Source organism: Rhizobium sp. J15 (assembly GCF_002531825.1).
GTDB lineage: Bacteria > Pseudomonadota > Alphaproteobacteria > Rhizobiales > Rhizobiaceae > Rhizobium.
Genome location: NZ_NWSX01000029.1, coordinates 1 through 24,419, shown reverse-complemented (window position 1 = coordinate 24,419; position 24,419 = coordinate 1). Strand labels below are relative to the sequence as shown.

22 protein-coding genes are annotated in these 24,419 nt (G+C 62.2%); 3 read left to right on the top strand and 19 right to left on the bottom strand.

Annotation, left to right across the window (positions count from 1 at the left end; genetic code table 11):
* From CO670_RS22005 to yajC, 3 genes are read right to left on the bottom strand one after another with little or no spacing between them, the layout of a single operon-like run.
* Positions 1-387 (bottom strand): Mth938-like domain-containing protein, encoded by a 387-nt coding sequence (locus CO670_RS22005; protein ID WP_097592209.1) that lies wholly within the window; start codon positions 385-387, stop codon positions 1-3.
* Between the two features lie 4 nt (positions 388-391).
* Entirely contained in the window at positions 392-2,932 is a 2,541-nt protein-coding gene (gene secDF, locus CO670_RS22000) for a protein translocase subunit SecDF (RefSeq protein WP_097592208.1), read from the bottom strand.
* Between the two features lie 45 nt (positions 2,933-2,977).
* Positions 2,978-3,325 (bottom strand): preprotein translocase subunit YajC, encoded by a 348-nt coding sequence (gene yajC, locus CO670_RS21995; RefSeq protein ID WP_088675297.1) that lies wholly within the window; start codon positions 3,323-3,325, stop codon positions 2,978-2,980.
* Positions 3,326-3,530: 205 nt separating this feature from the next.
* Between yajC and CO670_RS21990 the strand changes: the two genes are divergently transcribed.
* Complete coding sequence (locus CO670_RS21990) at positions 3,531-4,403, top strand: ATP-binding protein (protein WP_097592207.1); 873 nt, start codon at positions 3,531-3,533, stop codon at positions 4,401-4,403.
* A gap of 76 nt (positions 4,404-4,479) precedes the next feature.
* On the opposite strand, the gene CO670_RS21985 is transcribed toward CO670_RS21990, so the two are convergent.
* The 13 genes from CO670_RS21985 to CO670_RS21925 form a co-directional block, all read right to left on the bottom strand.
* Positions 4,480-6,072, bottom strand: coding sequence for a M23 family metallopeptidase (locus CO670_RS21985; protein ID WP_097592206.1), 1,593 nt, complete (start codon positions 6,070-6,072; stop codon positions 4,480-4,482).
* Positions 6,073-6,210: 138 nt separating this feature from the next.
* Positions 6,211-6,864 carry a protein-L-isoaspartate(D-aspartate) O-methyltransferase gene (locus CO670_RS21980; RefSeq protein WP_088675294.1) on the bottom strand — a complete coding sequence of 218 codons (654 nt, stop codon included), beginning with the start codon at positions 6,862-6,864 and terminating at the stop codon, positions 6,211-6,213.
* On the bottom strand, positions 6,861-7,634 hold the full coding sequence (gene surE, locus CO670_RS21975) for a 5'/3'-nucleotidase SurE (RefSeq protein ID WP_088675293.1): 774 nt from the start codon (positions 7,632-7,634) through the stop codon (positions 6,861-6,863). Before surE ends, CO670_RS21980 begins: the two co-directional genes overlap by 4 nt.
* Positions 7,635-7,638: 4 nt before the next feature.
* Positions 7,639-8,922 (bottom strand): serine--tRNA ligase, encoded by a 1,284-nt coding sequence (gene serS / locus CO670_RS21970; RefSeq protein WP_097592205.1) that lies wholly within the window; start codon positions 8,920-8,922, stop codon positions 7,639-7,641.
* A 90-nt stretch (positions 8,923-9,012) separates the two neighbouring features.
* The gene (gene tatC / locus CO670_RS21965; protein WP_097592204.1) at positions 9,013-9,840 is read right to left on the bottom strand and encodes a twin-arginine translocase subunit TatC; all 828 of its coding nucleotides are present in this window, start codon (positions 9,838-9,840) and stop codon (positions 9,013-9,015) included.
* Positions 9,837-10,454 (bottom strand): Sec-independent protein translocase protein TatB, encoded by a 618-nt coding sequence (gene tatB / locus CO670_RS21960; RefSeq protein ID WP_097592203.1) that lies wholly within the window; start codon positions 10,452-10,454, stop codon positions 9,837-9,839. The genes tatC and tatB overlap by 4 nt, the downstream gene beginning before the upstream one ends.
* 51 nt (positions 10,455-10,505) lie before the next feature.
* Positions 10,506-10,697 carry a twin-arginine translocase TatA/TatE family subunit gene (locus tag CO670_RS21955; protein ID WP_097592202.1) on the bottom strand — a complete coding sequence of 64 codons (192 nt, stop codon included), beginning with the start codon at positions 10,695-10,697 and terminating at the stop codon, positions 10,506-10,508.
* A gap of 181 nt (positions 10,698-10,878) precedes the next feature.
* Positions 10,879-11,583 (bottom strand): SMC-Scp complex subunit ScpB, encoded by a 705-nt coding sequence (gene scpB, locus CO670_RS21950; protein WP_097592201.1) that lies wholly within the window; start codon positions 11,581-11,583, stop codon positions 10,879-10,881.
* A complete protein-coding gene (locus CO670_RS21945; RefSeq protein WP_097592200.1) occupies positions 11,580-12,437 on the bottom strand; it encodes a ScpA family protein in 858 nt (285 codons plus the stop codon). The genes scpB and CO670_RS21945 overlap by 4 nt, the downstream gene beginning before the upstream one ends.
* Before the next feature lie 18 nt (positions 12,438-12,455).
* Positions 12,456-13,469: a beta-N-acetylhexosaminidase gene (nagZ, locus tag CO670_RS21940; protein WP_097592250.1), complete on the bottom strand. Its 1,014-nt coding sequence runs from the start codon at positions 13,467-13,469 to the stop codon at positions 12,456-12,458.
* Between the two features lie 110 nt (positions 13,470-13,579).
* Entirely contained in the window at positions 13,580-16,750 is a 3,171-nt protein-coding gene (locus tag CO670_RS21935; RefSeq protein ID WP_097592199.1) for an SPOR domain-containing protein, read from the bottom strand.
* 61 nt (positions 16,751-16,811) lie between these two features.
* Positions 16,812-18,569, bottom strand: a complete 1,758-nt coding sequence (gene argS, locus CO670_RS21930; protein WP_097592198.1) for an arginine--tRNA ligase — start codon at positions 18,567-18,569, stop codon at positions 16,812-16,814.
* A gap of 63 nt (positions 18,570-18,632) precedes the next feature.
* Positions 18,633-19,850, bottom strand: a complete 1,218-nt coding sequence (locus tag CO670_RS21925) for a deoxyguanosinetriphosphate triphosphohydrolase (RefSeq protein ID WP_097592197.1) — start codon at positions 19,848-19,850, stop codon at positions 18,633-18,635.
* 222 nt (positions 19,851-20,072) lie between these two features.
* On the opposite strand from CO670_RS21925, the gene erpA reads away from it, so the two are divergent.
* The gene (gene erpA, locus CO670_RS21920) at positions 20,073-20,405 is read left to right on the top strand and encodes an iron-sulfur cluster insertion protein ErpA (RefSeq protein ID WP_097592196.1); all 333 of its coding nucleotides are present in this window, start codon (positions 20,073-20,075) and stop codon (positions 20,403-20,405) included.
* Positions 20,406-20,530: 125 nt separating this feature from the next.
* On the top strand, positions 20,531-21,322 hold the full coding sequence (xth, locus tag CO670_RS21915) for an exodeoxyribonuclease III (RefSeq protein ID WP_097592195.1): 792 nt from the start codon (positions 20,531-20,533) through the stop codon (positions 21,320-21,322).
* Between the two features lie 9 nt (positions 21,323-21,331).
* On the opposite strand, the gene exoR is transcribed toward xth, so the two are convergent.
* The 3 genes from exoR to CO670_RS21900 all read right to left on the bottom strand — a co-directional run bounded on the left by exoR (position 21,332) and on the right by CO670_RS21900 (position 24,100).
* Entirely contained in the window at positions 21,332-22,135 is an 804-nt protein-coding gene (exoR, locus tag CO670_RS21910; RefSeq protein WP_097592194.1) for an exopolysaccharide production regulator ExoR, read from the bottom strand.
* Positions 22,136-22,154: 19 nt separating this feature from the next.
* Positions 22,155-22,589 (bottom strand): hypothetical protein, encoded by a 435-nt coding sequence (locus CO670_RS21905; protein ID WP_097592193.1) that lies wholly within the window; start codon positions 22,587-22,589, stop codon positions 22,155-22,157.
* 230 nt (positions 22,590-22,819) lie between these two features.
* Positions 22,820-24,100, bottom strand: a complete 1,281-nt coding sequence (locus CO670_RS21900; RefSeq protein ID WP_097592192.1) for an OmpP1/FadL family transporter — start codon at positions 24,098-24,100, stop codon at positions 22,820-22,822.
* Positions 24,101-24,419 lie beyond the last annotated feature (319 nt).

Genomic DNA, 24,419 nt, shown 5'->3' with positions numbered 1-24,419 from the left:
TCAGACCGCAATCAATGCCGCGGCGACGGCGCGCTGCTCCGAGAGCATGATGTTGAAGGTGCGGACCGCAGCACCCGTGCTCATCGGATCGGAGGATATGCCGCGCGCCTTCAGCGCCTGCTTCAACTCCTCGGGCAGACGGCGGAGCTCGGTTCCGGTGCCGACCAGCAGAACCTCGATATCATCAGCCTCATCCAGCACGCGGCGGAAATTTTCAGTCGATAGCGGCTTCGACATATCCATGTCCCAGCCGTAAATGCCGGAGGGCAGGCAAAGGATCGAGCCGCGATGCGACATGTCGGCAAAGCGGAAACCGCCATTGCCGTAGGTATCGATCGGTGCGCGGCCGGGAAAATGCGCCGCGCGGATTTCTATGCCTTTTGCCATGTTTTCAAACCACCGTGCCGGATCTTACACCAGCATCCGTCTTGTTGCTCTCTTCTCCATCGGGAGCTTCCGGCCGCAGCCGGAAGACGATCAATACGGGAGCGGCGATATAGATCGAAGAGAAGGTGCCGAGGGCGACGCCGAAGAGCATCGCAAAGGAGAAGGAGCGGATGACTTCGCCGCCGAAGAGGCACAGAGCCAGCAAGGCGAGCAGCGTCGTCGCCGCCGTCAGGATGGTGCGCGACAGCGTCTGATTGATCGAGGCATCGATCAGGATCGGCAGCGGCATCTTCCTGTAGCGCTGGAGATTTTCGCGCATGCGGTCATAGACGACGACCGTGTCGTTCAGGGAGTAGCCGACGACGGTGAGCACGGCGGCGATGCTCGTCAGGTTGAACTCGATGCCGGTCAGCACGAAGAGACCGAGCATGATGATGACGTCGTGCAGCGTCGCGACGATGGCGCCGACGGCGAACTGCCATTCGAAGCGGATCCAGATGTAGATCAGGATCGCCGCAAGGGCCGCCAGCACGCCCAGCGTCGCCATCATCGTCAATTCGCCTGAAATGGCGGGGCCGACCACCTCGACGCGGCGGAAATCGTAATCCGCCTCGAGCTCGCCGCGCACCAGCGTCGCCGCCGACTGCTCGGCATTCTCGCCGCCGCCCTGGGACTCGATGCGAATCCGTGCGTTCGCCGGCCCGCCCGTGGGCTCCACCTGCACCTCTCCCAGATTGAGATCATTGAGGCGCGACCTGAGATCGGCAATGTCGGCATTGCCCTGCTTCGCCGTCACTTCGATCAGCGAGCCGCCGGTGAAATCGATGCCGAGATGGATGCCGACCGTGGCGAAGGCGGCCATGGCGATCAGCGAGACGACCGCCGATGTCGTGAAGACATAGCGGCGGATCCCCATGAAGCGAATATTGGCGTGTTCGAAGAGATGCGTCAGCACGCTCTTCGGCAGATGCCGGGGATGGCGCTTCCGCAGCCAGATGGCGACGATCGAGCGCGTCAGCGTGAAAGCCGTGAAGACGGTACTGAGAATGCCGACCGCCAGCGTCACCGCGAAACCGCGGATGGATTCGCTGCCGAGGAAGAAGAGGATGACGGCAGCGATGAAGATCGTGACATTCGCATCGATGATCGTTGCGAATGCGCGAGAAAACCCGCGGCTGACGGCCTCGGCGAAGGAATGGGCGGTCTTTTCCTCTTCGCGGATGCGCTCGTAGATCAGCACGTTCGAATCGACCGCCATGCCGACGATCAGGACGATGCCGGCAATGCCGGGCAAGGTCAGCGTCGCGCCGGCAAGGCTGAGCGCTGCAACGATGAGGATCAGATTGAAGAAGAGCGAGACGACGGCGATGACCCCGAGAATGCGATAGAGCGCGATCATCAGCGCCGCCACCAGCACGACGGCCACGAGACCGGCAATGAGACCGGAGAAGATGGATTCGGCGCCGAAACCCGGGCTGACGCTGCGCTCCTCGACGCTCGTCAGCGTCGCCGGCAAAGCACCGGCGCGCAGCATCACCGCAAGATCGCGAACGCCATCCTCGGAGAAATTGGCCGAAATCCGGCCCTCGCCGCCGGTGATTGGCGCCTCGATGACCGGCGCCGACATCACCTGGTCGTCAAAGACGATGGCAAGATGCTTGCCGACATTCTGCCCCGTCACCTGAGCCAGCCGCGCGGTGCCTTCCGCATCGAGACGATAGGCGATAGAGGTGTCCTGCGTCTGCGGGTCTATGACCGGCTCGATATCCGCCATATTGCCGGCAGTGGCAAAAGCCGTGCGGTCGACGAGATAGGGAACCGGCGGATCGTCGAGCGAATAGAGGACTTCGGATGTCACCGGCCAGCGGCCGCTCAGCGCCTCCTGCCCGGACATGCTTTCGTCGATCAGATGAAAGGAAAGCTTGGCCGGCTGGTTGAGGAGGTTCTTCAATCGCTCCGCATCGACCGATCCCAGCACTTGCACGACGATCCGGTCGGCGCCATCGGCACGGACGATGAAATTTTCGTAGCCAAAGCCCGCGATGCGGCGGCTGACGATATCGAGCGACCGGGTCTGTGCGGAGGCAACATCGGCAGTGATGCTTGCATCGGAAATCTGCAGCGAAAGCTGCCCTTCGGCGCCCTGCTGCAACGCGACATCCGGTCCCGACTTTCCGCCGGCCGCCGTCAAAGGCTTGAGGAGATCTACCGCCTTGTTGGTCTCGGCCGGATCGGTGATCCGTACCGTGACGATCTGGCCGTTGCCGGTCAGCCCGGTATAGCGGATGCCGGCGCCGCGCAGCGCGTTGCGCACATTTGCGACGACCTCTTCCAACCGGTCCTTGACGATATCGGAGCGCTCGACCTTCAGAACGATATGCGAGCCGCCCTGCAGGTCGAGACCGAGCATCACCCGGTCATGACGCAGCCAGGCTGGCAAAGAGGCGCGCTGCGCCTCGCTCATGAGATTGGGCGCAGCGACGACGATCGCTGCAAACGCGACCAGCCAGATCAGAAGTGTTTTCCAGCGGGAAAAATAAAACATTCTCTCGACGATCTTCCGATCCGGCGGTCCTGCCGTTAGCGCTCGTTACGCGGCGTCGGCCTTGACAGGTTCACCCTTGACGCGAACATCGGAAATGCCGCTGCGGACGATGCGCACGCGAACGCCTTCTGCGATCTCGACTTCCAGTTCCTTGTCGTCGACGACCTTGGTGACCTTGCCGACGAGACCGCCGCCGGTCACCACCTGATCGCCGCGACGGATCGATTTCAGGGTTTCTTCGCGCTTCTTGGCCTGCGCGCGCTGCGGACGGATCAGCAGGAAGTACCAGACGACCATCAGCGGCACAAACAGGATGATCATTTCGAAACCGGAGCTGCCGAATCCCGTTGCGGTATCGGTCGCAGTTTGGGCGAATGCCGGGGTGATGAACATGCTAAACTCCTCAGGCTTCTACGGCGGAACTCCGCCTCTCTTTTCAGGTTGCCGGACTATAGTTGCCGCTTCGATGAATGCAACAGAAACAGCCGGAGACAGTACCGATTCCGCTGCCTCATAACCTTTCCGGGTTCAAAATGCCATGCTACCCCGCATCGAAAGATCAAAGCGGATTGCTATAGCGAGAAATCAGGAGTTCCCGATGACCGAGGAAACCAACGCCGCCCTGCTTGCCGAACTGAAGCGGCTCGCCGACGCCGTCGAGCGCCTTGCCGGCCCGGCGCCGGTCGTCAACGACTGGGACGCGGCCGACTGTTTCGTCTGGGCGCCGCAGCGCCAGCATCTGCAGCCTGTGAAGAAACCAAACCGCGTAGCGCTGAAGCTCATCCGCGGCGTCGACCACGTGCGCGACATCCTGCACGAAAATACGGTGCGTTTCGCCGAAGGTTATGCTGCCAACAACGTTTTGCTCTGGGGCGCGCGCGGCATGGGCAAATCCTCGCTGGTCAAGGCGGTGCACGAGGATGTCAGGCGCGAAAGCGGCGTTGCGCTGAAGCTGGTGGAAGTGCATCGCGAGGATATTGCGAGCCTTCCCACCATGCTCGACCTGTTGAAGGACACGCCGTACCGCGTCATCGTCTTCTGCGACGACCTCTCCTTCGACCACGACGACACGGCCTACAAATCGCTGAAGGCGGCGCTCGACGGCGGCGTCGAGGGGCGGCCGGACAATGTGCTCTTCTACGCCACATCGAACCGGCGCCATCTCCTGCCGCGCCACATGATGGAAAACGAGCAGTCGACGGCGATCAATCCGTCGGAAGCCGTCGAGGAGAAGGTGTCGCTATCCGACCGCTTCGGCCTCTGGCTCGGATTCCATAAATGCAGCCAGGATGATTATCTCGGCATGATCGACGGCTATGCCGACCACTTCAAGCTCGGGCTCGAACGCGACAAGATGCACGCGGAGGCACTGGAATGGGCGACGACGCGCGGCGCCCGCTCCGGCCGCGTCGCATGGCAGTATATTCAGGATCTGGCCGGGCGCATGCGCATCCATATCGACCGAGCCTGATGCGCGTTGCGTCTGCACATTAAATGACAAAAGCCCGGCGGGTGGCCGGGCTTTTGCGCTTCCTGGTACGCTATACCTATTCCAGGAAAGTCATGGGATTGACCGGGGACGCATCCTTGCGCACCTCGAAGTGGACCTGCGGCTGCTTGACGTCGCCGCTCATGCCGGAAACCGCAACGGTCTGGCCGCGCTGGATCTTCTGACCGCGGGTGACGCTCAGCGTATCGGCGTTGCCGTAGACGGTGACGGTGCCGTCGTCGTGGCGGACGAGAACCGTATTGCCCAGTTCCTTCAGACCGTTGCCGGCATAGATGACGACGCCGTTTTCGGCGGCCTTGATCGGCGTGCCCTGCGGCACCGAGATATCGATGCCGTCATTGCGGTTGCCGTTGACGTTGGCGCCGTAGGCGGCAATGACCTGACCGCGAACCGGCCAACGGTATTTGCCGATACCGGTCGATTCCGGCGCCGCGGAGCTGACATCAGACTTCTTCTCGACATCGTCGACCGTCTGGGTCGCAGCCGGAGCCTTGTAAGGCGCGGGCTGAACGGATGCCGTCTGCTGGGCCGGCGCGGACTCGGCCGGCTTCGGATCGACCTTCTCAGCCGGGATCGAAGCGGTCTTCATGGTGTCGGCGGAGGCCGTCGGGATCTTCAGGGCCTGGCCGACGCGCAGCGAATTACCTGAGAGACTGTTGGCGGCCTTGAGATCGTCGACACTGGCGCCGGTCGCCTTGGCGATCTTTGCCAGCGAATCGCCCTGCTTGACGATATAGCCGCCGGCAGGCGCCTTCGGATCCTTGCCGGCGCCAGCCGGAAGCTTGCCTGTGGGATCGGCGCTTGCCAGGGCCTTGTCGCGGGCAGAGTTGGCGCCGGGTACGACGGCCACCTTCTGCTCCGGCGCCTTGGCCGGCTCCGGCATCTGACCGGGCTTGGAGAGATCCGCCGCCTGCGACGCCGCCTTGGCAGCATTGCCGCCGTTGTAGGTCGGGATCAGGATTGCCTGACCGGGCATGGCAGCGGAAGCCGTCTTCAGGTTGTTGACGCGCAGGATTTCCTTTTCCGGAACACCGAAGCGTCTGGCGAGCGTAGCTGTGCTTTCACCCGGACGCAGCGTCACGGATGGCGCGTTGGCCGCGGACCAGCCGGAAACCTTCGGCGTCGTGCCCGTCGTCAGGGCATCGGGCGCTGCTTTCGGCGCAGCCGGAGCGACCAACCGGGGCTTTTCGGCCTGGGGCGACGCCGGGAAAGGCTGGGCGAGCGCTACTTCCTTTTCCCGCAGACGGGACGGCGCGACAGCCGTCGGAGCGGCAAGCTCGGAACGCTGCACCGAGACCGGCGCGGAAGCCATACGGGCGCTCGACGTGCGGACCGGATCATAACTCGGACGCGCCGGATAGGGCTGACTCATCGTATCATTGCCGCCACCGTAGCCGGACTGGCTTGCAACGGCGGAGCCACCGAGATCGGCGCGCGGCACCGGATCACCCTGCTGCCCGCCACTGCGCGGAATGGAACTTGTGGTGATCTGATCCTGCCCTGAGGAAGAAAACAAGCCGCCAAACCGTGTCACATCGGAACTGCAGCCCGTTGCGGCACTTGCAAGCAAGCCAACAACCAGAAGATTACCGGCTGACTTCCCGAACTTCGGCGAAAGACTGAAACGCATGACTCGACCCACTGAGAACGCAACCATTTGTGAGTCTATTAAAGCGCGTTAGTGTTACCACGCGGTTAAGATGCTGGAATCAGTGCGATATTTTTGAGAAGTTGCTAACCATAGCTTACGGGTGAAAAATCACAGTGCCTACAGCTGCGAGGCAAGGCGCGGAACGATCGGCAGATAAGGGGCTTCGAACAGTTCCTCGCGTTCGAACCGGCTGCCGGTTTTCGTCAGCCGCACCATGCGGCACTCGTTCTCGGAAATCATCAGCGGCGCGATCATCGAACCGCCGGAAACGAGCTGGTCGCTATAAAAGCGCGGCATAGCGTTGAAGGCGGCCGTTACCAGGATGCGATCGAACGTGCCCTCCCCCTGCATGCCGGCGCTGCCGTCGGCATGGCGGATGACGACGTTGCGCAGGCCAAGCGATTCCATGCGCCGCTGCGCCGCCGATGTCAGCGTCTTGTAGCGGTCTATAGACAGAACACGCTCGGCAAGCCGGCCCATGACGGCGGCGGTAAAGCCGCTTCCGGTACCGATCTCCAGAACGCGCTGCCCCGGCTTGAGCTTCAGATGATGCAGAATACGGACGGCAAAATCGATGCCTTCGAGGAAGGAGCCGCATTCGATCGGTATCGTCCGGCTGGAATAGGCGTTGTCTGCGAATTGCGGCGGCACGAAGAGCGAGCGCTGCGTCTGCTCGACCGCCGTCAGCAGATCGAGGTCGGAGATGCCTTCGGCGCGCAACCTGAGGACGAGCGCCGCAAAGCCTTCCTTCTCCGCCAGTCTTGCCGTCAAACCTGTGCTCCGTATCCCAGTGCCCGCGCCACGCGGTCCGTCACGGAATAATCGGTCAGATCCAGTTTCAAAGGCGTTACCGAAATCTTGTTGTGCTTCAAGGCGTGAATATCGGTGCCTTCGACAAAGGCGCCGGCGCGCTCGCCGAACTTCAGCCAGTAATAGGGGAAGCCCCGGCCATCGGAGCGGGCGTCGACCTGCAGATTGAAGGCGAGCTTGCCCTGCATGGTCACCTCAGCGCCATCGACTTCCTCGGGACGGCAGTTCGGGAAATTGAGATTGAGAAAGGTGCCTTCCGGCAGGTCCAAAACCATCAGCTTTTCGAGAAGAGCCGGCGCATGCGCCTCGCACACTTCCCAGGGCACGATGCGCGCGCCGTCCTCATAGAGATAGGCCTGGCTCAGCGCGAAGGAGCGAACACCCTGCATCGTGCCTTCGATGGCGCCGGCAATCGTGCCGGAATAGGTCACGTCGTCAGCAACGTTCGAGCCGGAATTGACGCCTGACAGAACCAGGTCCGGCTTAATGTCCATCACCTGCCTGATACCCATGATGACGCAATCTGTGGGCGTACCGCGCAGCGCGAAGTGCTTGTCGGAAATCTTGCGCAGGCGCAGGGGTTCGGAAAGGCTCAGCGAATGGGCAAGGCCGCTCTGGTCGGTTTCGGGCGCGACGATCCAGACATCGTCGGACAGCGTGCGCGCGATCCGCTCCAGCGCGGCGAGACCTTCGGCGTGAATGCCGTCGTCATTCGTAAGCAGGATGCGCATCGCCTCAGGCCGCCCGTTCGATCTTGGTCAATCCGCCCATATAAGGCAGCAAAACGTCCGGAATCGTGACGGAGCCGTCCTCATTCAGATAATTTTCGAGGACGGCGATCAGGCAGCGGCCGACGGCAGTGCCGGAGCCGTTCAGCGTATGAACGAACTTATTGCTCTTGTCGTCCTTGCCGCGGTAGCGCGCATTCATCCGGCGGGCCTGGAAATCGCCGCAGACCGAGCAGGACGAGATTTCGCGGAAGGCATTCTGCCCCGGCAGCCAGACTTCGAGATCATAGGTCTTGCGCGAGCCGAAGCCCATGTCACCGGTGCAAAGCGTCATGGTGCGGAAATGCAGGCCGAGGCGCTTCAGCACTTCCTCGGCACAGGCGGTCATCCGTTCATGCTCGGCAATCGAGCTTTCCGCATCGGTGATCGAGACGAGCTCGCACTTCCAGAACTGGTGCTGGCGCAGCATGCCGCGCGTGTCGCGGCCGGCGGAGCCCGCTTCCGAGCGGAAGGAGGGCGTCAATGCCGTGAAGCGCAGCGGCAGCTTGTCCTGGTCGAGGATTTCCTCGCGCACCAGATTGGTGAGCGTCACCTCGGCCGTCGGAATGAGGTAGCGACCGTCGGTCGTCTTGAAGAGATCCTCTTCGAACTTCGGCAGATTGCCGGTGCCGAACAGAGCTTCGGCGCGAACCATCAGCGGCGAGCTGACCTCGGTATAGCCGTGCTCTCTAGTGTGGAGATCGATCATGAACTGGCCGAGCGCGCGTTCGAGTCTTGCAAGCTGCCCCGTCAGAACTGTGAAGCGCGAGCCGGAGAGCCTGGCGGCGCGCTCGAAATCCATGTAGCCGAGTGCCTCGCCGATTTCGAAGTGCTCCTTCGGCGTATGGTTCCAGCGCGGCTTTTCGCCGACGATGCGGGTGACGACATTATCGTGCTCGTCCTTGCCGACGGGAACGTCGTCGAACGGCACGTTCGGGATGCGCGAGAGCGCGTCATTGAGCTCGGCGGAAAGCGTGCGCTCCTCCTCCTCGGCTGCGGGCAGCGTCTCCTTGATTTCGGCGACCTCGGCCTTTAGCTTTTCGGCCAGCTCCGTATTCTTCTGCGCCATGGCCGCGCCGATCTCCTTGGAGGCGGCATTGCGGCGCGAGAGCAGATCCTGTGCCTTCTGCACGGCGGAGCGGCGCTTTTCATCAAGGGCGACGAGACTTTGGGCCAGAGGCTCCGCACTGCGCTTGGCAAGGGCGGCATCGAGCGCTTCGGGATTCTCACGGATCCATTTGATATCGAGCATCGTCGTTCCAACTCGTTGCAACAGAAATGACCCGGCCGGAAAACCCGACCGGATAGGAAACGGCAGACTTCAAGGAAATGTCCGGGACGGTCAGACGCTGTCCGTCTTGGCGACGTCGGAGGAACCAGATTCCTCTTCAAGTGCCCGTTGGGAACGCTGACGCTCCACGAGTCGTGCCGCGTAGATGGAAATCTCGTAGAGAAGGATCGTCGGCAGCGCAAGGCCGATCTGGGACATCGGATCGGGCGGCGTCAGGATCGCGGCGACGACGAAGGCGAGCACGATCGCGAATTTACGCTTTTCCGACAGCCATTGCGACGTCAGAAGCCCGACGCGGGCGAGAAGCGTAGTGATAACCGGCAGCTGGAAGACGAGGCCGAAAGAGAAGACCAGCGTCATGATCAGGCTCAGATATTCCGAGACCTTCGGCAGCAGCGAGATCGCTACCTCGTCATGGCCGGGCGCCTGCTGCATCGACAGGAAGAACCACATGACCATCGGCGTGAAGAAGAAATAGACCAGCGCGGCGCCCAGGAGGAACAGGATCGGAGACGCGATCAGGAACGGCAGGAAGGCCGCGCGTTCGTTCTTATAGAGGCCCGGCGCGACGAATTTGTAGATCTGCGCGGCGATGATCGGGAAAGCGATGACAAGGCCGCCGAACATGGCAACCTTCACCTGCGTGAAGAAGAATTCCTGCGGCGCGGTGTAGATGAGCTGCGCCTTCTCGACATCGAGGTTGGCCCAGCTGACGGCGAGCTTGTAGGGATAGACCAGGTAGTTGAAGATGTGCTTGGCGAAAAAGAAGCACACGACAAAGGCGATGAAGAACGCGCCGATCGACCACATCAGCCGCGTGCGCAGCTCCATCAGGTGCTCGATCAACGGCTGCGGCTTGTCTTCGATTTCACCGCTCATGCCTCGTCCTTCTTCTCAGTCTGCGCCGGCGTTTTCGGCGTTGCGGGCTTCCTGGCTGCCGTCGCGCGTTTCGGCTTTTCGACCGGCGCGGCGATGGCGGCGGCGGCATCAGCCTTATCGGCAGCCTTGACACGCGGCTTGCGTGGCGCCTTCGGCTTGGCGGCAATCGTATCGGCCTGGACGGCCGCTGCGGCGACCGGTTCCGGCGCCGGTGCGGGTGCCGGAACCAAGGGCGGCGTTTCCGGCAGGCTCATCGACGGCGTCGGGGCCGAAACGGCGGCCGGCGGCACCTCGGTCTTGTTCTCAGGCGGCGTGCTCGCCTTCTGCAGATCGGCCTTGATCTCGTTGCCCATCTGGCGAAGGGGGTTCATCGCTTCGCGCAGGCTGTTGACCGGGTTGAGCCTCTGGGCGTCGCTGATCGTCTGCCGGACATCGTCAAGCTCGGCCTCGCGCAGCGCTTCGTCGAACTGCGCACGGAATTCGCCCGCCACCTTGCGGGCACGCTGCGTCATCTTGCCGAAAGCGCGCAGCATCGGCGGCAAATCCTTGGGACCGACAACGACGATCAGCACGACCGCGATGACCAAAAGCTCGGTCCAGCCAATATCGAACATGCAAGGCTCCTGGACGGGAAGCGCGGGGGCTGCGCTTTTTCCCGGACTTGTTTACTTCGTTTCGTCGGCCTTGTGATCGACGGTCTTCGCCGTTTCCGGCCCGTCTTCGTCCGTCATGCCCTTCTTGAAGCTCTTGATGCCCTTGGCGACGTCGCCCATCAGTTCCGGGATCTTGCCGCGACCGAACAACAACAGCACGATGACCAGAACGATCAGCCAGTGCCACATGCTAAAAGAACCCATTACGCTAACTCCCTGTTGTGATGTTCCCTCGATGTAAGGATTTCCCACACCGTTTCCAACATCAAGCCCTTTGAACTGAGCTTAATGTCACGGTATCGCCCTTTGTGACAAGCCACCGACCCATCGAAAAGTGGTGAGGACATTGTTTTCGCGATGCATGGCAAAAACAAGACGCGGGACTTCAATCTTCTGGGGTACCACGCGGGGCAAGCAACCCAAGTTCCTCGAGGTCCATCTGCGTGATCGGATCCTCATCCTCGGTCAGCTCGTCGTTCATCAACGGCGAGGGAATATTGAAGTTCGCCGGAATGCGGCCCGACAGCAAGCCCGCGCCCTTCAGTTCTTCGAGACCGGGCAGATCGCGCAGCTCCTCAAGGCCGAAATGGTCGAGAAAGTCGCGCGTCGTGCCCAATGTCACCGGCCGGCCCGGCGTGCGCCTGCGGCCGCGGAAACGCACCCAGCCGGCCTCCATCAGCACGTCGAGCGTGCCGCGCGAGGTCTGGACACCGCGGATATCTTCGATTTCGGCGCGCGTCACCGGCTGGTGATAGGCGATGATCGCCAGCACTTCCAATGCCGCGCGCGAGAGCTTCTTTACTTCGTTGTCGTCGCGGCGGATGACGAAGGAAAGATCGGCAGCCGTGCGGAAGGCCCAGGCGCCCTCGACCTGGACGAGATTGACGCCGCGCGGAGCATATTGCTCCTTCAGACGCTGCATGATCGCCCGCACGTCCGCACCTCTCGGCAAACGCTCGGCGAGGAAACCTTCGGAAACCGGCTGCGAAGACGCGAAGACCAGCGCCTCGGCGGTCCGCTCGGCCTCGATCTCTGCCTGAATGTCGCGGCCTTCTTCCTCGAATTCCTCTTCGCTGTTCAGATCGATCAAGCCTGCCGCTCCTGTTCAACCACCTGCAGCGTGGCATGTTTCGGACCGCGCCGCATGAAAATCGGCTGAAAGGCACCGTCCTGGCGGATTTCGAGCTTGCCTTCGCGCACCAGTTCCAGCGAGGCGGCAAAGGCGCTGGCGATCGCCGTGATGCGTTCCTCGGGCGCCGCGAGATAACGCAGCAGATAATGTTCCATCGCCGTCCAGTCGCCGATTTCGCCGATCATCTGGGTCAAGAGCTCGCGCGCTTCGGTCAGCGACCAGACGTTGCGCCTCTCGATCGTCACCTGCGTGACGGCATGGCGCTGACGCAGCGCCGCATAGGCGGTCAGGAGGTCGTAGAGGCTTGCCGCGTAAGCGGATTGCTGCCGGTCGGGAATATGCTCTGGCGCGCCGCGGGCAAAAATATCGCGGCCAAGGCGGTTGCGGTTGACGAGGCCTTCCGCCGCCTGGCGCATGGCCTCGAGGCGTTTCAGGCGAAAGGCGAGCGTTGCCGCCATTTCCTCGCCGGACGGGCCGTCATCCTTGACCTGCTGAGGTATCAGCAGCCGCGACTTGAGATAGGCAAGCCAGGCCGCCATGACGAGATAATCGGCGGCAAGCTCGATGCGGATGCGCCGGGCGCTTTCGACGAACTGCAGATATTGCTCGGCGAGCGCCAGCACGGAAATGCGCGACAGGTCGACCTTCTGATTGCGGGCGAGATAGAGCAACAGGTCGAGCGGGCCTTCGAAGCCGGCGACGTCGATCACCAGCGCCGGCTCGTGGCTGGCGCGCTCGGCGCTGTTGTCCTGCCACAGCTTGTCCATCGGCGTTGCCGCCTGCGGACGCTCCGTGCCCTTGACCGTGTTCACCTCACTGCTCCCTTACGATCAGACCGTCGCAAACATTGCCTCGAATTCCGCCCTCACTTCCGCTTCATCAGCCGCATCCGGCGCCGCGAAGCCTGCTTCGACCGCTTTGGCGCGGGCAAGCGACAGGCCAGCGAGCGAAGGAACATTTGCCACGACATCCACCATCTCGTCCATCTTGCCATTGCAATGCAGCACGATATCGCACCCGCCTGCAATGATATTCGCCGCGCGTTCGCCAAGCGTGCCGGAAAGAGCGTTCATCGAGCTGTCGTCGGAGAGCAGCAGGCCGTTGAAACCGATATGCTCACGGATGACGCCATCGATCACCTTACGTGAGGTCGTCGCCGGATTGTCCGCGTCGATGGCGGTGAAGACGAGATGGCAGGTCATCGCCATCAGCTCGTCCTTCATCGCGACAAAGGGCGGGAAATCATGGACCTCCAGCTCATTTCGCGAGACGGTGACAACAGGCAGCTCCAGATGCGAATCCGCAAAGCCGCGGCCATGGCCCGGCATGTGCTTCATCACGGGCAGCAGGCCGCCGGCTTTCAGCCCTTCGGCGGCGGCACGGCCCATCGCGATCACGGTCTCGGGGTCGCCGCCATAGGCGCGGTCGCCGATGACATTGCTGCTGCCCTCGACCGGCACATCGAGCACCGGCAGGCAATCGACATTGATGCCGAGCTTCGAAAGGTCGAAGGCGTGCAGCCGCGACAGCAGCCAGGCGGCACGAAGCCCGAGCGCCGGGTCGCGGCGATAGAGATCACCAAGCGCCTGGCCGGAAGGGTAACGCGAGAAGATGGGCGGGCGAATACGCTGGACGCGGCCGCCCTCCTGGTCGATCAGCACCGGCGCATGCCAGCCGACGCTTTCGCGCATTTCGGCGACGAGATCGGCAATCTGCTCCGCTTCGGAAATGTTTCGCCCGAAGAGGATGAAACCCCAAGGCCGCTCGCCCCGGTAAAAGGCTTTCTCTTCGGGGGTGAGGGAAAGGCCGCTACAGCCAAGGATCATCGCTTTTGATTCGGTCATGTGAGAATCATAGACGCCGGCCCGGCAAATGCGAGCAAGGTCGGGCGCGATGCACAAAAAAGAGCGGCGGACCGATCCGGCCCGCCGCTCTTTTGTTCGACGATATCAAATTACCTAGAGATCAGGCAGCTTCCGCCGGCCGCGCGATACTGTTCGCAGAGTGCAGCGGCTTCGTCCTTCGAACCGGCCGGGATGCGGACACGGTAGAAAGTGCCCTTCCCGGCGATATCGGCCCTGCGGATCTCATGGGCGCGGCCGCCGAGCACGCTGGCGAATTTCTTCGACAGGCTGGCATAGGACTTGTTGGCTTCATCTTCCGACGGCAGCGAGGCGATCTGGATGCCGTAGCCGCCGGCGGATGCCGCCTGCTGAGGCTGGGCGGCAGCCGGTGAAGCGGCCGCGACCTGCGTCGTCTTCGGCTGCTGCGCGGGCTGGCGGACATTGCCCTTTTCGGTCACGGTGCCGACGATGTTGACGGGCTGCTCGGCTGGGCGGGCCATCGGAACCGGCGCGGTATCGTTGACCGCCGTCGTCTTGACCGGACGCACCGGCGCATCGGCCGGGGCAGCATTTGCGGCCGGCGTATCGACGGTTGCGGCGGGCGACGGCTGTGCCGGCGCGGTTTCGACGGGTGCGGCCGAACGAGCGTCAGCGGAAGCGACTTCGGCGCTTGCCGGGAAGCTTGCGGCCGATCCGCCGACCGGAGGCACGGCCGGGGTCGACTGGGGCGCCAGCGCCGGCGAAGTCGCCTGGGCAGACTGCGTCGCCCGGGCAGACTGCGTCGCCGGGGCAGCTTGCGCCGGCTGATCGGCGGGCGCCAGTTCCTCGCGGGCAACCAACGTGCCGTCCGGCTTGACGATCATCGTGCGGACCTTGCGCGGCGAAACGGACGGAGCCTTGTCGCCGTCACTTGCAGCACCGCTATCGGCGCTGTCCTGGTTCGGCAGCAGACGCGGATCTTCCGTCTCGCCGACTGCGGTCGGCGTGATCTGATCATTGGCGCCGGCGTTCTCATCGTCCTCAGGCAGCGCCTCCGGCGTCAGCGTGCGCTGAACGACATCGACGGGCGCCTCGTCGGAGGAAACGAGCGCCTTCTGCTTCGGCTCTTCGGCCGAACCCGCGACGCGGTCGTAGACGGCCTTGTCCTGGTTCGGCACGGTCTTGCCGCCCGGATTTTCCGGAACGACCTTGACAGGCTCCTTATCGGCGACGATTACGCGCGGCTCGCCCGATGCGACGATGCCGAGCCCCTCGCCGTTCCAGACGGAGGAATAGACGCCGTAACCGACGCCGGCAAAGACCACCAGCACGACGGCGCCGGCCAGCAGGCGGCGCATGGACCGGGCGCGGCTGAAATCGGCGGCCTGGCTTGCAGATTCGATGCGGACCTCGGACACATTCTCGCGGCGCTCGACGGGTTCGCGCACGCTGCGGCGGAAATCCTCCTCCAGCGCCCGTTCGAAATCATCGAGGCCATCGGCGATGGTCGGCTTGACCGGCTTTGCCGCGGCGGCGGCGGTGTCGCGAACCGGCGCCGGCGTTTCGCGCGGCTTGGCGGGTTCGAAAAAGCTTGCGATTTCCGCATCGAGATCGAAATCGAAATCTGCGGTTTTCGCAACAGGCGCCGGCTGCTCGACCGGCGGCAATGCCGGCACGTGCATGTCGTCGACCGTCTCGGGACGCTCCTCCGGATCGGAGATCATCGCCGGATCAAACGGCAGGTCCTCGGTCGATTCGGCGAGCGGCGTCCAGTTGAAGGCCGGAGCCTGCGCTGGAGCCGGCGGCTCGGAGGTGATGACTGGAGCGGGCTGCGCGGGCGCGGCAGCAGCCTGCGGACGCGTCACCGGCTGAGGCGCGGGGGCGACCGCCTGCGGCTGCGGCGCCATCACCGGCACCTGCGGTTCCGGCTGCGGCTCGGCTTCGCCCGGCTCGGAGAAATCGAGATCGGCGAGTTCCAGTTCGATGCCGGCAAGGTCCAGCTCGAAATCATGGCCGGCGAAGGGATCGTCGGCTTCCGGCAACGGCTGCGGCGCCCGGGGATACGACGCTGCGGCGGGCTGCTGGGGAGCGGCCTCGGCAAGCTGCGGCGCGATAGGCCTTGCGGCTTCGACGACATAGGCCGGAGCCGGTTCGACCGAAGCAGGCGCAATCGGATCTGGCTGGACGGGAGCGACTGCAACGGGCGCAGCCTCGATCGGCGCGGGCTGCGGCGCAACGGCCACCGGATTGGCGCGCTTCAAAACCGGATTCGGCACGGGATAGCGCGAGACGTCGGCGAGCAGATCGTCGAGATCGAAGGTGCCGGCGGTATGCGGCACTTCGGGAACGACCTCCGTCAGCGCGGCATCGGCCTGGATTTCACCTTCGACGGCGGCAGCAAGATCGAAACCGGCGTCGGAGTCGAAATCCTGATCTTCCTGGATTTCTACGAACTCCTCAGCCTGCGCAGTCTCTTCCGGCGCGGCCAGCTCATCGTCATGACGATCGAGTTCGGCGGGGAAGCCAAGGGACGGAGCCGCGGATTCGAATTCCTCGGACGGCTCGACAGCGGCGACTGGCGCCGGCTGCTCGATTGCCGGCTGCGGCTCGACCTCGGGGAGATCGACCCGCGCCTCAACCACCGGCTCGACTTCGAGTTCGATCACCGGCTCCAGCTGGACGACCGGTTCCTCGCGTTTGGCCGCGTGGAAATTGGCAAGCGGCAGCCTGATGCTGGCGGCGGACCATTGCGGCGCCTTGGCAGGCTGCGGCACTGGAGAGACGGGCGCCGCACCGATCGACAGCTCGAGCTCCTCGATCAGGTCGCGCGCACCGCCGAAGGCCGATTGAACCGGCGCTTCGAAATCAGGATCGACAGAAAGCTGCTGCGGACCGGCAGCCCAATCGGCAGCCTGCTCGTCCCAGCCCCTTGCGGCGGGCACAGCCGCTTCCTCGACGGGAGCGGGAGCAACGGAAACCGGCTCGGGAGCCTCAGCGCTTTCGAGAACAGGGGAAGCGTCGAGAACGGGCTCGACATAATCCTCGGGATCAACATCCTCGGCGACCGGCTCGGCCGGCCGGTCGAGTTCGCCAAGCGGGCGCGGCGAGTCGTAACGATCGAACTCGCGCACAAGCTCGTCCTCGAGATCGAGGGCAGGCTCGCGCCGCGCGGCTTCGTTCACCGTATTTGCTGCAACACGCGGTTCGAAGCCGACGATACGGGCAAGTTCCGCCAACGGATCATCGTCGGCAAACAGATCGTCTTTTCCGCGCGTATCATACGCAAGTTGTTTCTCAGCCATGCCTATCCCACTCGCAAACGCCAACGCTCAAATGCCAGCGCATTGTGGGGAAATGGTGACGTTATCGCATTTCGTCAGGTGCTGCAGTGCCTGTAATGGCAAGTCCCGACTTCAAAACCGACGCGACGGCGTACACCAGCCCAAGTCTGGCAATACTTGATTCTCGGTTTTTATCATTAACAAATCGTAATTCCGGCTGATCTTTACCTTTGTTCCAGTGCGCGTGGAACGAACTGGCGAGGTCGTAGAGGTAAAAAGCGATGCGATGCGGCTCCTGCGACTGGGCCGCCGCCTCGACCACACGCGGGAATTCGGCGAGCTTGGCGACCAGCTGCAATTCGGCCGGATCGCCAATGCCAGCAACGGTTTTCGCAAGATCCTCGGGCGAAACTTCGAGGCCGGGGAAAGCCTCCCTCGCCTGCCGGAAGACGGACATGCAGCGGGCATGCGCATACTGCACGTAGAAGACGGGATTATCCTTCGACTGTTCCGTCACTTTGGCGAAATCGAAGTCGAGCGGTTCGGAATTCTTGCGGTAAAGCATCATGAAGCGGACCGAATCACGGCCGACTTCCTCGACGACGTCCCGAAGTGTCACGAAATCGCCGGAGCGCTTCGACATCTTCACCGGCTCGCCGTTGCGATAGAGCTTGACGAGCTGGCAGAGCAGCACCGTCAGCTTCGCCTTGCCTTCCGAAACGCCGCGCGCAACCGCTTCCAGACGCTTCACGTAGCCGCCATGATCGGCGCCGAGCACATAGATCATCTCGTCGAAGCCACGGTCGAACTTGTTCTTGAAGTAGGCGACGTCGGCGGCGAAATAGGTGTAGGAGCCGTCCGACTTGATCAGCGGCCGGTCCATGTCGTCGCCCACCTCGGTCGAGCGGAACAGCGTCTGCTCGCGGTCCTCCCAGTCCTCGGGAAGCTGGCCCTTCGGCGGTGGCAGCGCGCCCTTGTAGACATAGCCCTTGAAGGTCAGGTCGTTGATCGCCTTACGGATCGCGGCCGCGCCATCGGCGTGCAGGGTCCGCTCGGAGAAGAAGATGTCGTGATGGACGTTCAGCGCCGCCAGGTCCTCGCGGATCATGACCATCATCGCGTCGATCGTGCGATCCTTGACGATCGGCATCCATTGTTCTTCCGGCATGTTGTGCAGCCGCACGCCATAATCGGCGGCAAGCGACTGTCCCACAGGCACGAGATAGTCGCCGGGATAAAGGCCCGAGGGGATTTCGCCGATCCTTTCGCCAAGGGCTTCGCGATAGCGCAGGAAGACGGAGCGCGCGAGCACGTCGATCTGCGAGCCGGCGTCGTTGATGTAGTATTCCTTCTCGACGCCGTAACCGGCAAAAGCCAGCAGGTTGGCGAGCGCATCGCCGACGACGGCGCCACGGCAATGGCCGACATGCATCGGGCCGGTCGGATTGGCAGACACATATTCGACATTGACCTTGCGGCCATTGCCGAGGGTCGAACGGCCGTAATCCGTGCCGGAGCCGATCATCGAGGCGAGCAGCCGCTGCCAGTAGCCGACGGCGAGACGGATGTTGATGAAGCCCGGACCGGCGACCGAGACATCGGCGACGTCGGCATCCTCCTTGAGCTTGGCGATGATGACGTCGGCAAGCGCGCGCGGATTGCTTCCGAGCGGCTTTGCCAGCACCATCGCGGCATTGGTCGAGACATCGCCATGGCTCGCATCGCGCGGCGGCTCGACGGTGATGCGGCCGAAATCGAGCTCGGATCGCTTTTCCCTGACCAGATCGATCTGTTCAAGGGCGGTTTTGATCCTGGCTTCGAAGTCGGTAAAAAGGTTCATCGCACTCTTCCATGCATAGGCTGTGCCAAAGGCGCAAATCGGCCTCGGCGGGGCGACCGCTGCCTATCGCAAATCCGGAGTGTGGTCAAACAATCGCCTGTGGGCGCTGATCGCATAGGTATCCGTCATGCCGGCCAGATAGTCGCCGACATGGCGGGCTTTCGGCGCGTCGGAGAGGCCGGCGATATGATCCACCCAGTAATGGCTCTGCATCTCCTTGGGATTGGCCATGTAGGCGCCAAAGAGGTCGGTGACGATCTGGGCGGCGCCGGCGCGGATGCGCATGATATCGGGATTGCGGTAGATGCGCTTGAAGAGCATCGCCTTGATCTGCCTGTCGGTTTCGGCCATCCCCTCGGAAAAGGTGGCAATGACCCGGTCGGCGGCGCGGATATCGGCTGCGCTCTGCGGGCGGATAAGGGAAAGCCGCTGCTGCGCGACGCCGATCACGTCCTCGACCATGCGGGTGATCTGACGACGCATGATCTCGTGGGTGAAGCGGCTGGGCTCCAGATGGGGATATCGCCCCCTAACCTCGGCCATCAGCCCGGCAAGGAACGGAATTTCCTCCAGCATGTCGAAAGTCAGGTAACCGGAGCGCAGCCCGTCGTCGATATCGTGGGTGTTGTAGGCGATATCGTCGGCGATCGCCGCGACCTGAGCCTCGAGGCTGGCATAGCTCGCAATCTCGAGATCGTGCAGTTCGCAATAATCGAGGATCGGCTGCGGAACGGGGCCACGCGTGCCCACACCATCAGGCGTCAGCAGCGGACCATTGTGCTTGACCAGACCTTCCAGGCTTTCCCATGTCAGGTTGATGCCGTCGAATTCGGCATAACGCCGCTCGAGCTTGGTCACGATGCGCAGGGATTGGGCATTGTGGTCGAAGCCGCCATAGGGCAGCAGCACCTCGTGCAGCGCATCCTCGCCTGTGTGACCGAAGGGCGTGTGGCCGAAATCATGGACGAGCGCCACGCCCTCGGCCAGATCCTCATCGAGCTTCAAGGCGCGGGCCAGCGCGCGGGCGATCTGCGCTACCTCGATCGTATGCGTCAGCCGCGTTCGGTAATGATCGCCGTCCTGGGCGATGAAGACCTGCGTCTTGTGCTTCAGCCGGCGAAAGGCGGTGGTGTGGACGATTCGGTCGCGGTCGCGCTGGAAATCGGAGCGCGTCGGACTGTCGTCTTCCGGATAGAGGCGCCCGCGCGTCGTCCAAGGGTCCGCCGCATAGACTGCTCTCTCGCTGCCGCCAAATCCTAAAGCCCGCCTGTCAATCGTCATTCTTCACCGTCATTCTGCCTGTTGCCGCATCTGCCCATTGACGCCGCTTTGCGCCCTTCATACCTATAGCCCGATGAAACGGCAAAGAGGCGTGTTCCCAACCGCTTCGGCGCATCATGGCCTTTTAACGAAGATCATGGTAAGTTCCTTTGATATCAGGCATTTGAACCTTCGAGTGCCGAAACCCATTCTCTCCGGATCTTGACCCCGGCAGGAGGAAACATGACGGATACGAGTGTAACCCTTTCGGACGCCGCGGCAAAGCGCATCGCGGCGATCATCGGTGCGGAGGCCGGCAAGAGCGCATTGCGGGTTTCCGTCGAAGGCGGCGGCTGTTCGGGCTTTTCCTACAAGTTCGACCTCGCCGACAGCGCTGATGACGACGACATCATCGTCGAAAAGAACGACGCCAAAGTGCTGATCGACAGCTTGTCGCTCGTCTACATGGCAGGTTCGGAGATCGATTTCGTCGACAATCTGCTCGGCCAATCCTTCCAGATCAAGAACCCAAATGCGGTTGCAAGCTGCGGCTGCGGCACCAGCTTCTCGATCTGAACATCAGAACATACAGCTCTGTCCCCAACGACCGGCCGAAGAATTGCTTCCGGCCGGTTTATCGTCTTGTCCTGTTGTGAAAGACCGCGATAAAAGTAGCGCGCGAAGCGAAACAGGACGAAGAGATGAAGATCGCGACTTGGAACATCAACGGCGTCAAGGCGCGCATCGACAATCTCACCCAGTGGCTCAAGGATTCCGATCCCGATATCGTCTGCCTGCAGGAGATCAAGACGATCGACGAGGGTTTTCCGAGGCTCGAGATCGAGGCGCTCGGCTATCACGTCGAGACGCACGGCCAGAAGGGTTTCAACGGCGTGGCGATCCTCTCCAAGAGCTCCCCCTTCGAGGTCAACCGCGGCCTGCCCGGCGACCCGCTGGACGAACAGTCCCGTTTTCTCGAGGCGGTGTTCACACTGGCCGATAAGCGCATCCTGCGCGTCGGCTGCATCTACCTGCCGAACGGCAATCCCGTCGACACGGAGAAATATCCCTACAAGCTCGCCTGGATGGAGCGTCTGCGGACCTTCGCCGCCGAACGGCTCGCCTATGAGGAGATGCTGATCCTTGCCGGCGATTACAACGTCATCCCCGAACCGCATGACTGCTTCGATCCGAAGGTCTGGGAAAATGACGCGCTGTTCCTGCCGCAGACGCGGGAGGCATTCCGCAGGCTCGAAAATCTCGGACTGACGGATGCGGTGCGCGCGACAACGGATGCGACGCAGCTCTACTCATTCTGGGATTATCAGGCCGGGGCATGGCCGAAGAACAACGGCATCCGCATCGATCATCTGCTGCTGTCGCCGGAAGCGGCCGACCGGATGACGTCGGCTGCAATCGAAAAACATGTGCGGGCCTGGGAAAAGCCGTCCGACCACGTGCCCGTGATCGCCTATTTCGATTTCGCCGCCTGAGGTTGCTCCTCAGTCGTCGGAGCCGCTGGAGATGCTGTGGGATAGCGATACCGCTGTGCGGCGATCGGCTTCGTTGGCAACCGAGAAGGCCTGCTCCTGCAGTGCTTCCATCCAGTTGCAATCCTTCGGCTTGCAGCGGTCGAGCGCCGCCGTCATCAGCGCCAGGCCGCGGGCCGTCTGGCCTTCGTCGAAAAGAATATTGCCGAACACGGCCATGGCGCCGGGATGGCCGCTCTTGCGGGCCTGGTTCAGCCATTTCTTCGCCTGCTGCGGGCTGGCGGAACCGCCCTCGCCGGCCAGCATCATCTGTGCCAGCTGGAACTGCGCCTCGGGAACCCCGAAGGTGGAGGCCACCTGGAAATAGAGCTGGCGGGCCTGGGTGAGATCCACCTTCACGGGGCTGCCTGATATGCCGTGTTTGTAATAATTGGCGAGCGAGAGCAGCGCGTTGACGAAGAAGCCTGTATCTTCAGAGCCGGGTTCGACGCCCTGCTGGGCGATCTCGCTGTAGATCTTGAAGGCTTCGAAATCATCCTGGGTGACGCCGTCGCCATCGGCATACATGTTGGCAAGCGCCCAGCGCGAACCGGTATGGCCTTTTTCGGCGGCGTATTTATAGGCTTCGACCGCCTCTTCCTTCTGTCCGTTCTTATAGGCCTTGAAGCCGAACTTGAAGAGATCGAAAGGACCGGATTCCTTGCTGACGCCGGCCTTGATGTCGAAGGCGCGAGCCGGGCAAGTCATGGCCAGCGCCACGGCCACCGACATGCCCATCAGCATGAATTTGAACAGTTTGAACTCGGACGTTACCATTTCAACCGATTTCTTTCGTTCATCCCTGGCAGGCGACGGCGCTTGCACCGTGCATCCCGCGGATGTGTCCCGTCAAGGCGAGCGATCCCGCGGCGAGCTCCATGGCTCCTTTGCCCGCGTCGCATCCAGCCCATCCGCCTTTTCGCAAAGGCCAAATTTTCAGCACATCATTCAGGACCACCCGGCTCCCGGCACGGCCCGACTGCAATTTTCCCGGCATTCTTTCGGCAGGCGCGGCATCCGCCTTCCCGCCTTTATCGCATTCGTAAATAGCAAATGTGACCAAACCGGTATCGACATCTGCGGCGACGCTCCGTTGCCCATGCGAGCGGGCAGAAAACACCGACAATAAGCCGGTCGACGGCGTCATCGCGGGGCCGGAAACGGCCGCAATCAAACGACTGTCGCCAATCGCGCCGTACGATCTGGTGTTACCGGAAAAAAATCGACCCATGCTACTAATTACACGCACCGTAAGTCTGCCATCACCTCGCCCGCAAATAGCGGTGCTCCCTCTTTGTGGCGGGAAATGGACAAATTCGCCCCATCGCCACCATACGCCATCCGTCGTAAAAAAGTGTTGCTGAATCGTCACAAAACGAGGCCGGGAAATGACATGATTAACGGGCGCGAATAAAGAAGAGCCCGGCAGCGCCGGGCTCCTTAATTCTTCAAATCGGGCAATTAGAACTTGATCTTTATGCTGGTCGACAGTGCAGCGACCAGATCATTGTCAAAGGAATAGGAGACATCATCTCCAAACGTGACGCCATTTTCGGTCACAACGCCAGAGGAACCGCTCGTCAACACGCCCACGGCGCCGGCGAAGCGCCATTCGATGTGTTCGGTCGGCGTGTAGGCGGCACCCAGACCCACCGTCCAGCTGTCGGTCTGCGCGCCATAGCCCTGGCTGGTGCCACGGTCCCATGTCAGGCTGACGGCACCGGCCCATTGCTCATTGAATTTGTGGCCGACGCCACCGGTGATCGTCCAGCCATCACGATAGAGAAGATCAAGCGAGGTCAGCTCCGTCGCGCCGCCGGAGCGGCAGGCGACAAGGCCCTTCGTCGAGGTCGGGCAGAAAGGCACCGACTGGAGGACACTCCAGTTCGTCCACTTGACCGATCCGAAAGCGAGCCAATCCGGAGCGATACCGCTCTGCAGCTTCAGCTCAAGCGAATCCGGCGCCTCAGCAGAGCCGAAAACGTCCGTGACCCTTCCATATGGAGCGCCATTGAGCGGCGCAATCGGCGCGCTCACCTGCGTCAGATCCACCGTGCCGGTCAGATTGTCGTATTTTACGCGGCTGTTATAAACGAGGCTCGCGCGCATCGCATATTCAGGAATCTCGTAAGCAATACCGGCGCGCCAGCCCCAGCCGCTATCGTCGAGATCGAGGCGGCCGACGCCTGTGCCGGTGCCGAAAAGAAGCGGAACCGTTGAAACCAGACGCTCCTTGAAGCCTTCAACTTCCTGATAGAAGGCGCCGCCGATGAAGCGAAGCTGCCCGGGGCCGACATCGAAACGATAGGAGCAGGTGCCGCCATAGTTGCGGGTTTCGATCTTCGTCTCGATATTGTTGTTGGCGCCAGCCCAGTTCAGACCCGGGTTGGAATGCCCGCCAAAGGGCTCGGAATAATCGACAAGGCAGTCGATCGTATCGGCGAACCCAGCCTTAAAGCCAATATAGGGGATGGTGTAATTCGCGGTTTCGTCGGCGGTGTCTGGCCGGCTATTCAGATTGCCACCGCCCGGAGATGCCGAGGTATCCGTGTCGCGGACATCCTTCAGCTTGCGCTGCGGTGTGACGTAGGTCACTCCCGACTGGAACGAGAAAGGCGATGTATCGAACAGCTGATCGATATTGTATCCGCCACGCTCCAGGCCACCGGCAAAGGACGGCGCGGCAAGCGACGAAAAAAGAACGAGCGACGTTACGCCCTTGGAAAACATACGCGGTGCCATTGTGTCTCCCCCACTCCAGCAATTGATGTGGCGACACTGTGTAAGTGTTCGCCGGAAATGGCAACGCGGCCCTCGGCAGCACCGCCGGTCATTGCAGCGGCTAATTTACGTAAAGATATTGACGGACACGTCAAAAAATCTGGTTAATAAAATTTTATTCCAGCAATCGAATCCTTTCGAAGGATTTTTAGACGTTCGTTCCAAACATCGTGAAAGCTGTATCAATCGGACAACAGTGCCAGTTTTCGCCCGCAGCCCCAGGCGACAGCCACAATCCACAGCCTAGAGCGTCGGGCGATTAATTTGCAGCGCATCCGGC

Bases quoted from the DNA above. Each gene is read 5' to 3' on its own strand.
- CO670_RS22005 (WP_097592209.1), bottom strand. From the start codon at position 387: ATGGCAAAAGGCATAGAAATCCGCGCGGCGCATTTTCCCGGCCGCGCA.
- secDF (WP_097592208.1), bottom strand. From the start codon at position 2,932: ATGTTTTATTTTTCCCGCTGGAAAACACTTCTGATCTGGCTGGTCGCG.
- yajC (WP_088675297.1), bottom strand. From the start codon at position 3,325: ATGTTCATCACCCCGGCATTCGCCCAAACTGCGACCGATACCGCAACG.
- CO670_RS21990 (WP_097592207.1), top strand. From the start codon at position 3,531: ATGACCGAGGAAACCAACGCCGCCCTGCTTGCCGAACTGAAGCGGCTC.
- CO670_RS21985 (WP_097592206.1), bottom strand. From the start codon at position 6,072: ATGCGTTTCAGTCTTTCGCCGAAGTTCGGGAAGTCAGCCGGTAATCTT.
- surE (WP_088675293.1), bottom strand. From the start codon at position 7,634: ATGCGCATCCTGCTTACGAATGACGACGGCATTCACGCCGAAGGTCTC.
- serS (WP_097592205.1), bottom strand. From the start codon at position 8,922: ATGCTCGATATCAAATGGATCCGTGAGAATCCCGAAGCGCTCGATGCC.
- tatC (WP_097592204.1), bottom strand. From the start codon at position 9,840: ATGAGCGGTGAAATCGAAGACAAGCCGCAGCCGTTGATCGAGCACCTG.
- tatB (WP_097592203.1), bottom strand. From the start codon at position 10,454: ATGTTCGATATTGGCTGGACCGAGCTTTTGGTCATCGCGGTCGTGCTG.
- CO670_RS21955 (WP_097592202.1), bottom strand. From the start codon at position 10,697: ATGGGTTCTTTTAGCATGTGGCACTGGCTGATCGTTCTGGTCATCGTG.
- nagZ (WP_097592250.1), bottom strand. From the start codon at position 13,469: ATGACCGAATCAAAAGCGATGATCCTTGGCTGTAGCGGCCTTTCCCTC.
- CO670_RS21935 (WP_097592199.1), bottom strand. From the start codon at position 16,750: ATGGCTGAGAAACAACTTGCGTATGATACGCGCGGAAAAGACGATCTG.
- argS (WP_097592198.1), bottom strand. From the start codon at position 18,569: ATGAACCTTTTTACCGACTTCGAAGCCAGGATCAAAACCGCCCTTGAA.
- CO670_RS21925 (WP_097592197.1), bottom strand. From the start codon at position 19,850: ATGACGATTGACAGGCGGGCTTTAGGATTTGGCGGCAGCGAGAGAGCA.
- erpA (WP_097592196.1), top strand. From the start codon at position 20,073: ATGACGGATACGAGTGTAACCCTTTCGGACGCCGCGGCAAAGCGCATC.
- xth (WP_097592195.1), top strand. From the start codon at position 20,531: ATGAAGATCGCGACTTGGAACATCAACGGCGTCAAGGCGCGCATCGAC.
- exoR (WP_097592194.1), bottom strand. From the start codon at position 22,135: ATGGTAACGTCCGAGTTCAAACTGTTCAAATTCATGCTGATGGGCATG.
- CO670_RS21905 (WP_097592193.1), bottom strand. From the start codon at position 22,589: ATGGGTCGATTTTTTTCCGGTAACACCAGATCGTACGGCGCGATTGGC.
- CO670_RS21900 (WP_097592192.1), bottom strand. From the start codon at position 24,100: ATGGCACCGCGTATGTTTTCCAAGGGCGTAACGTCGCTCGTTCTTTTT.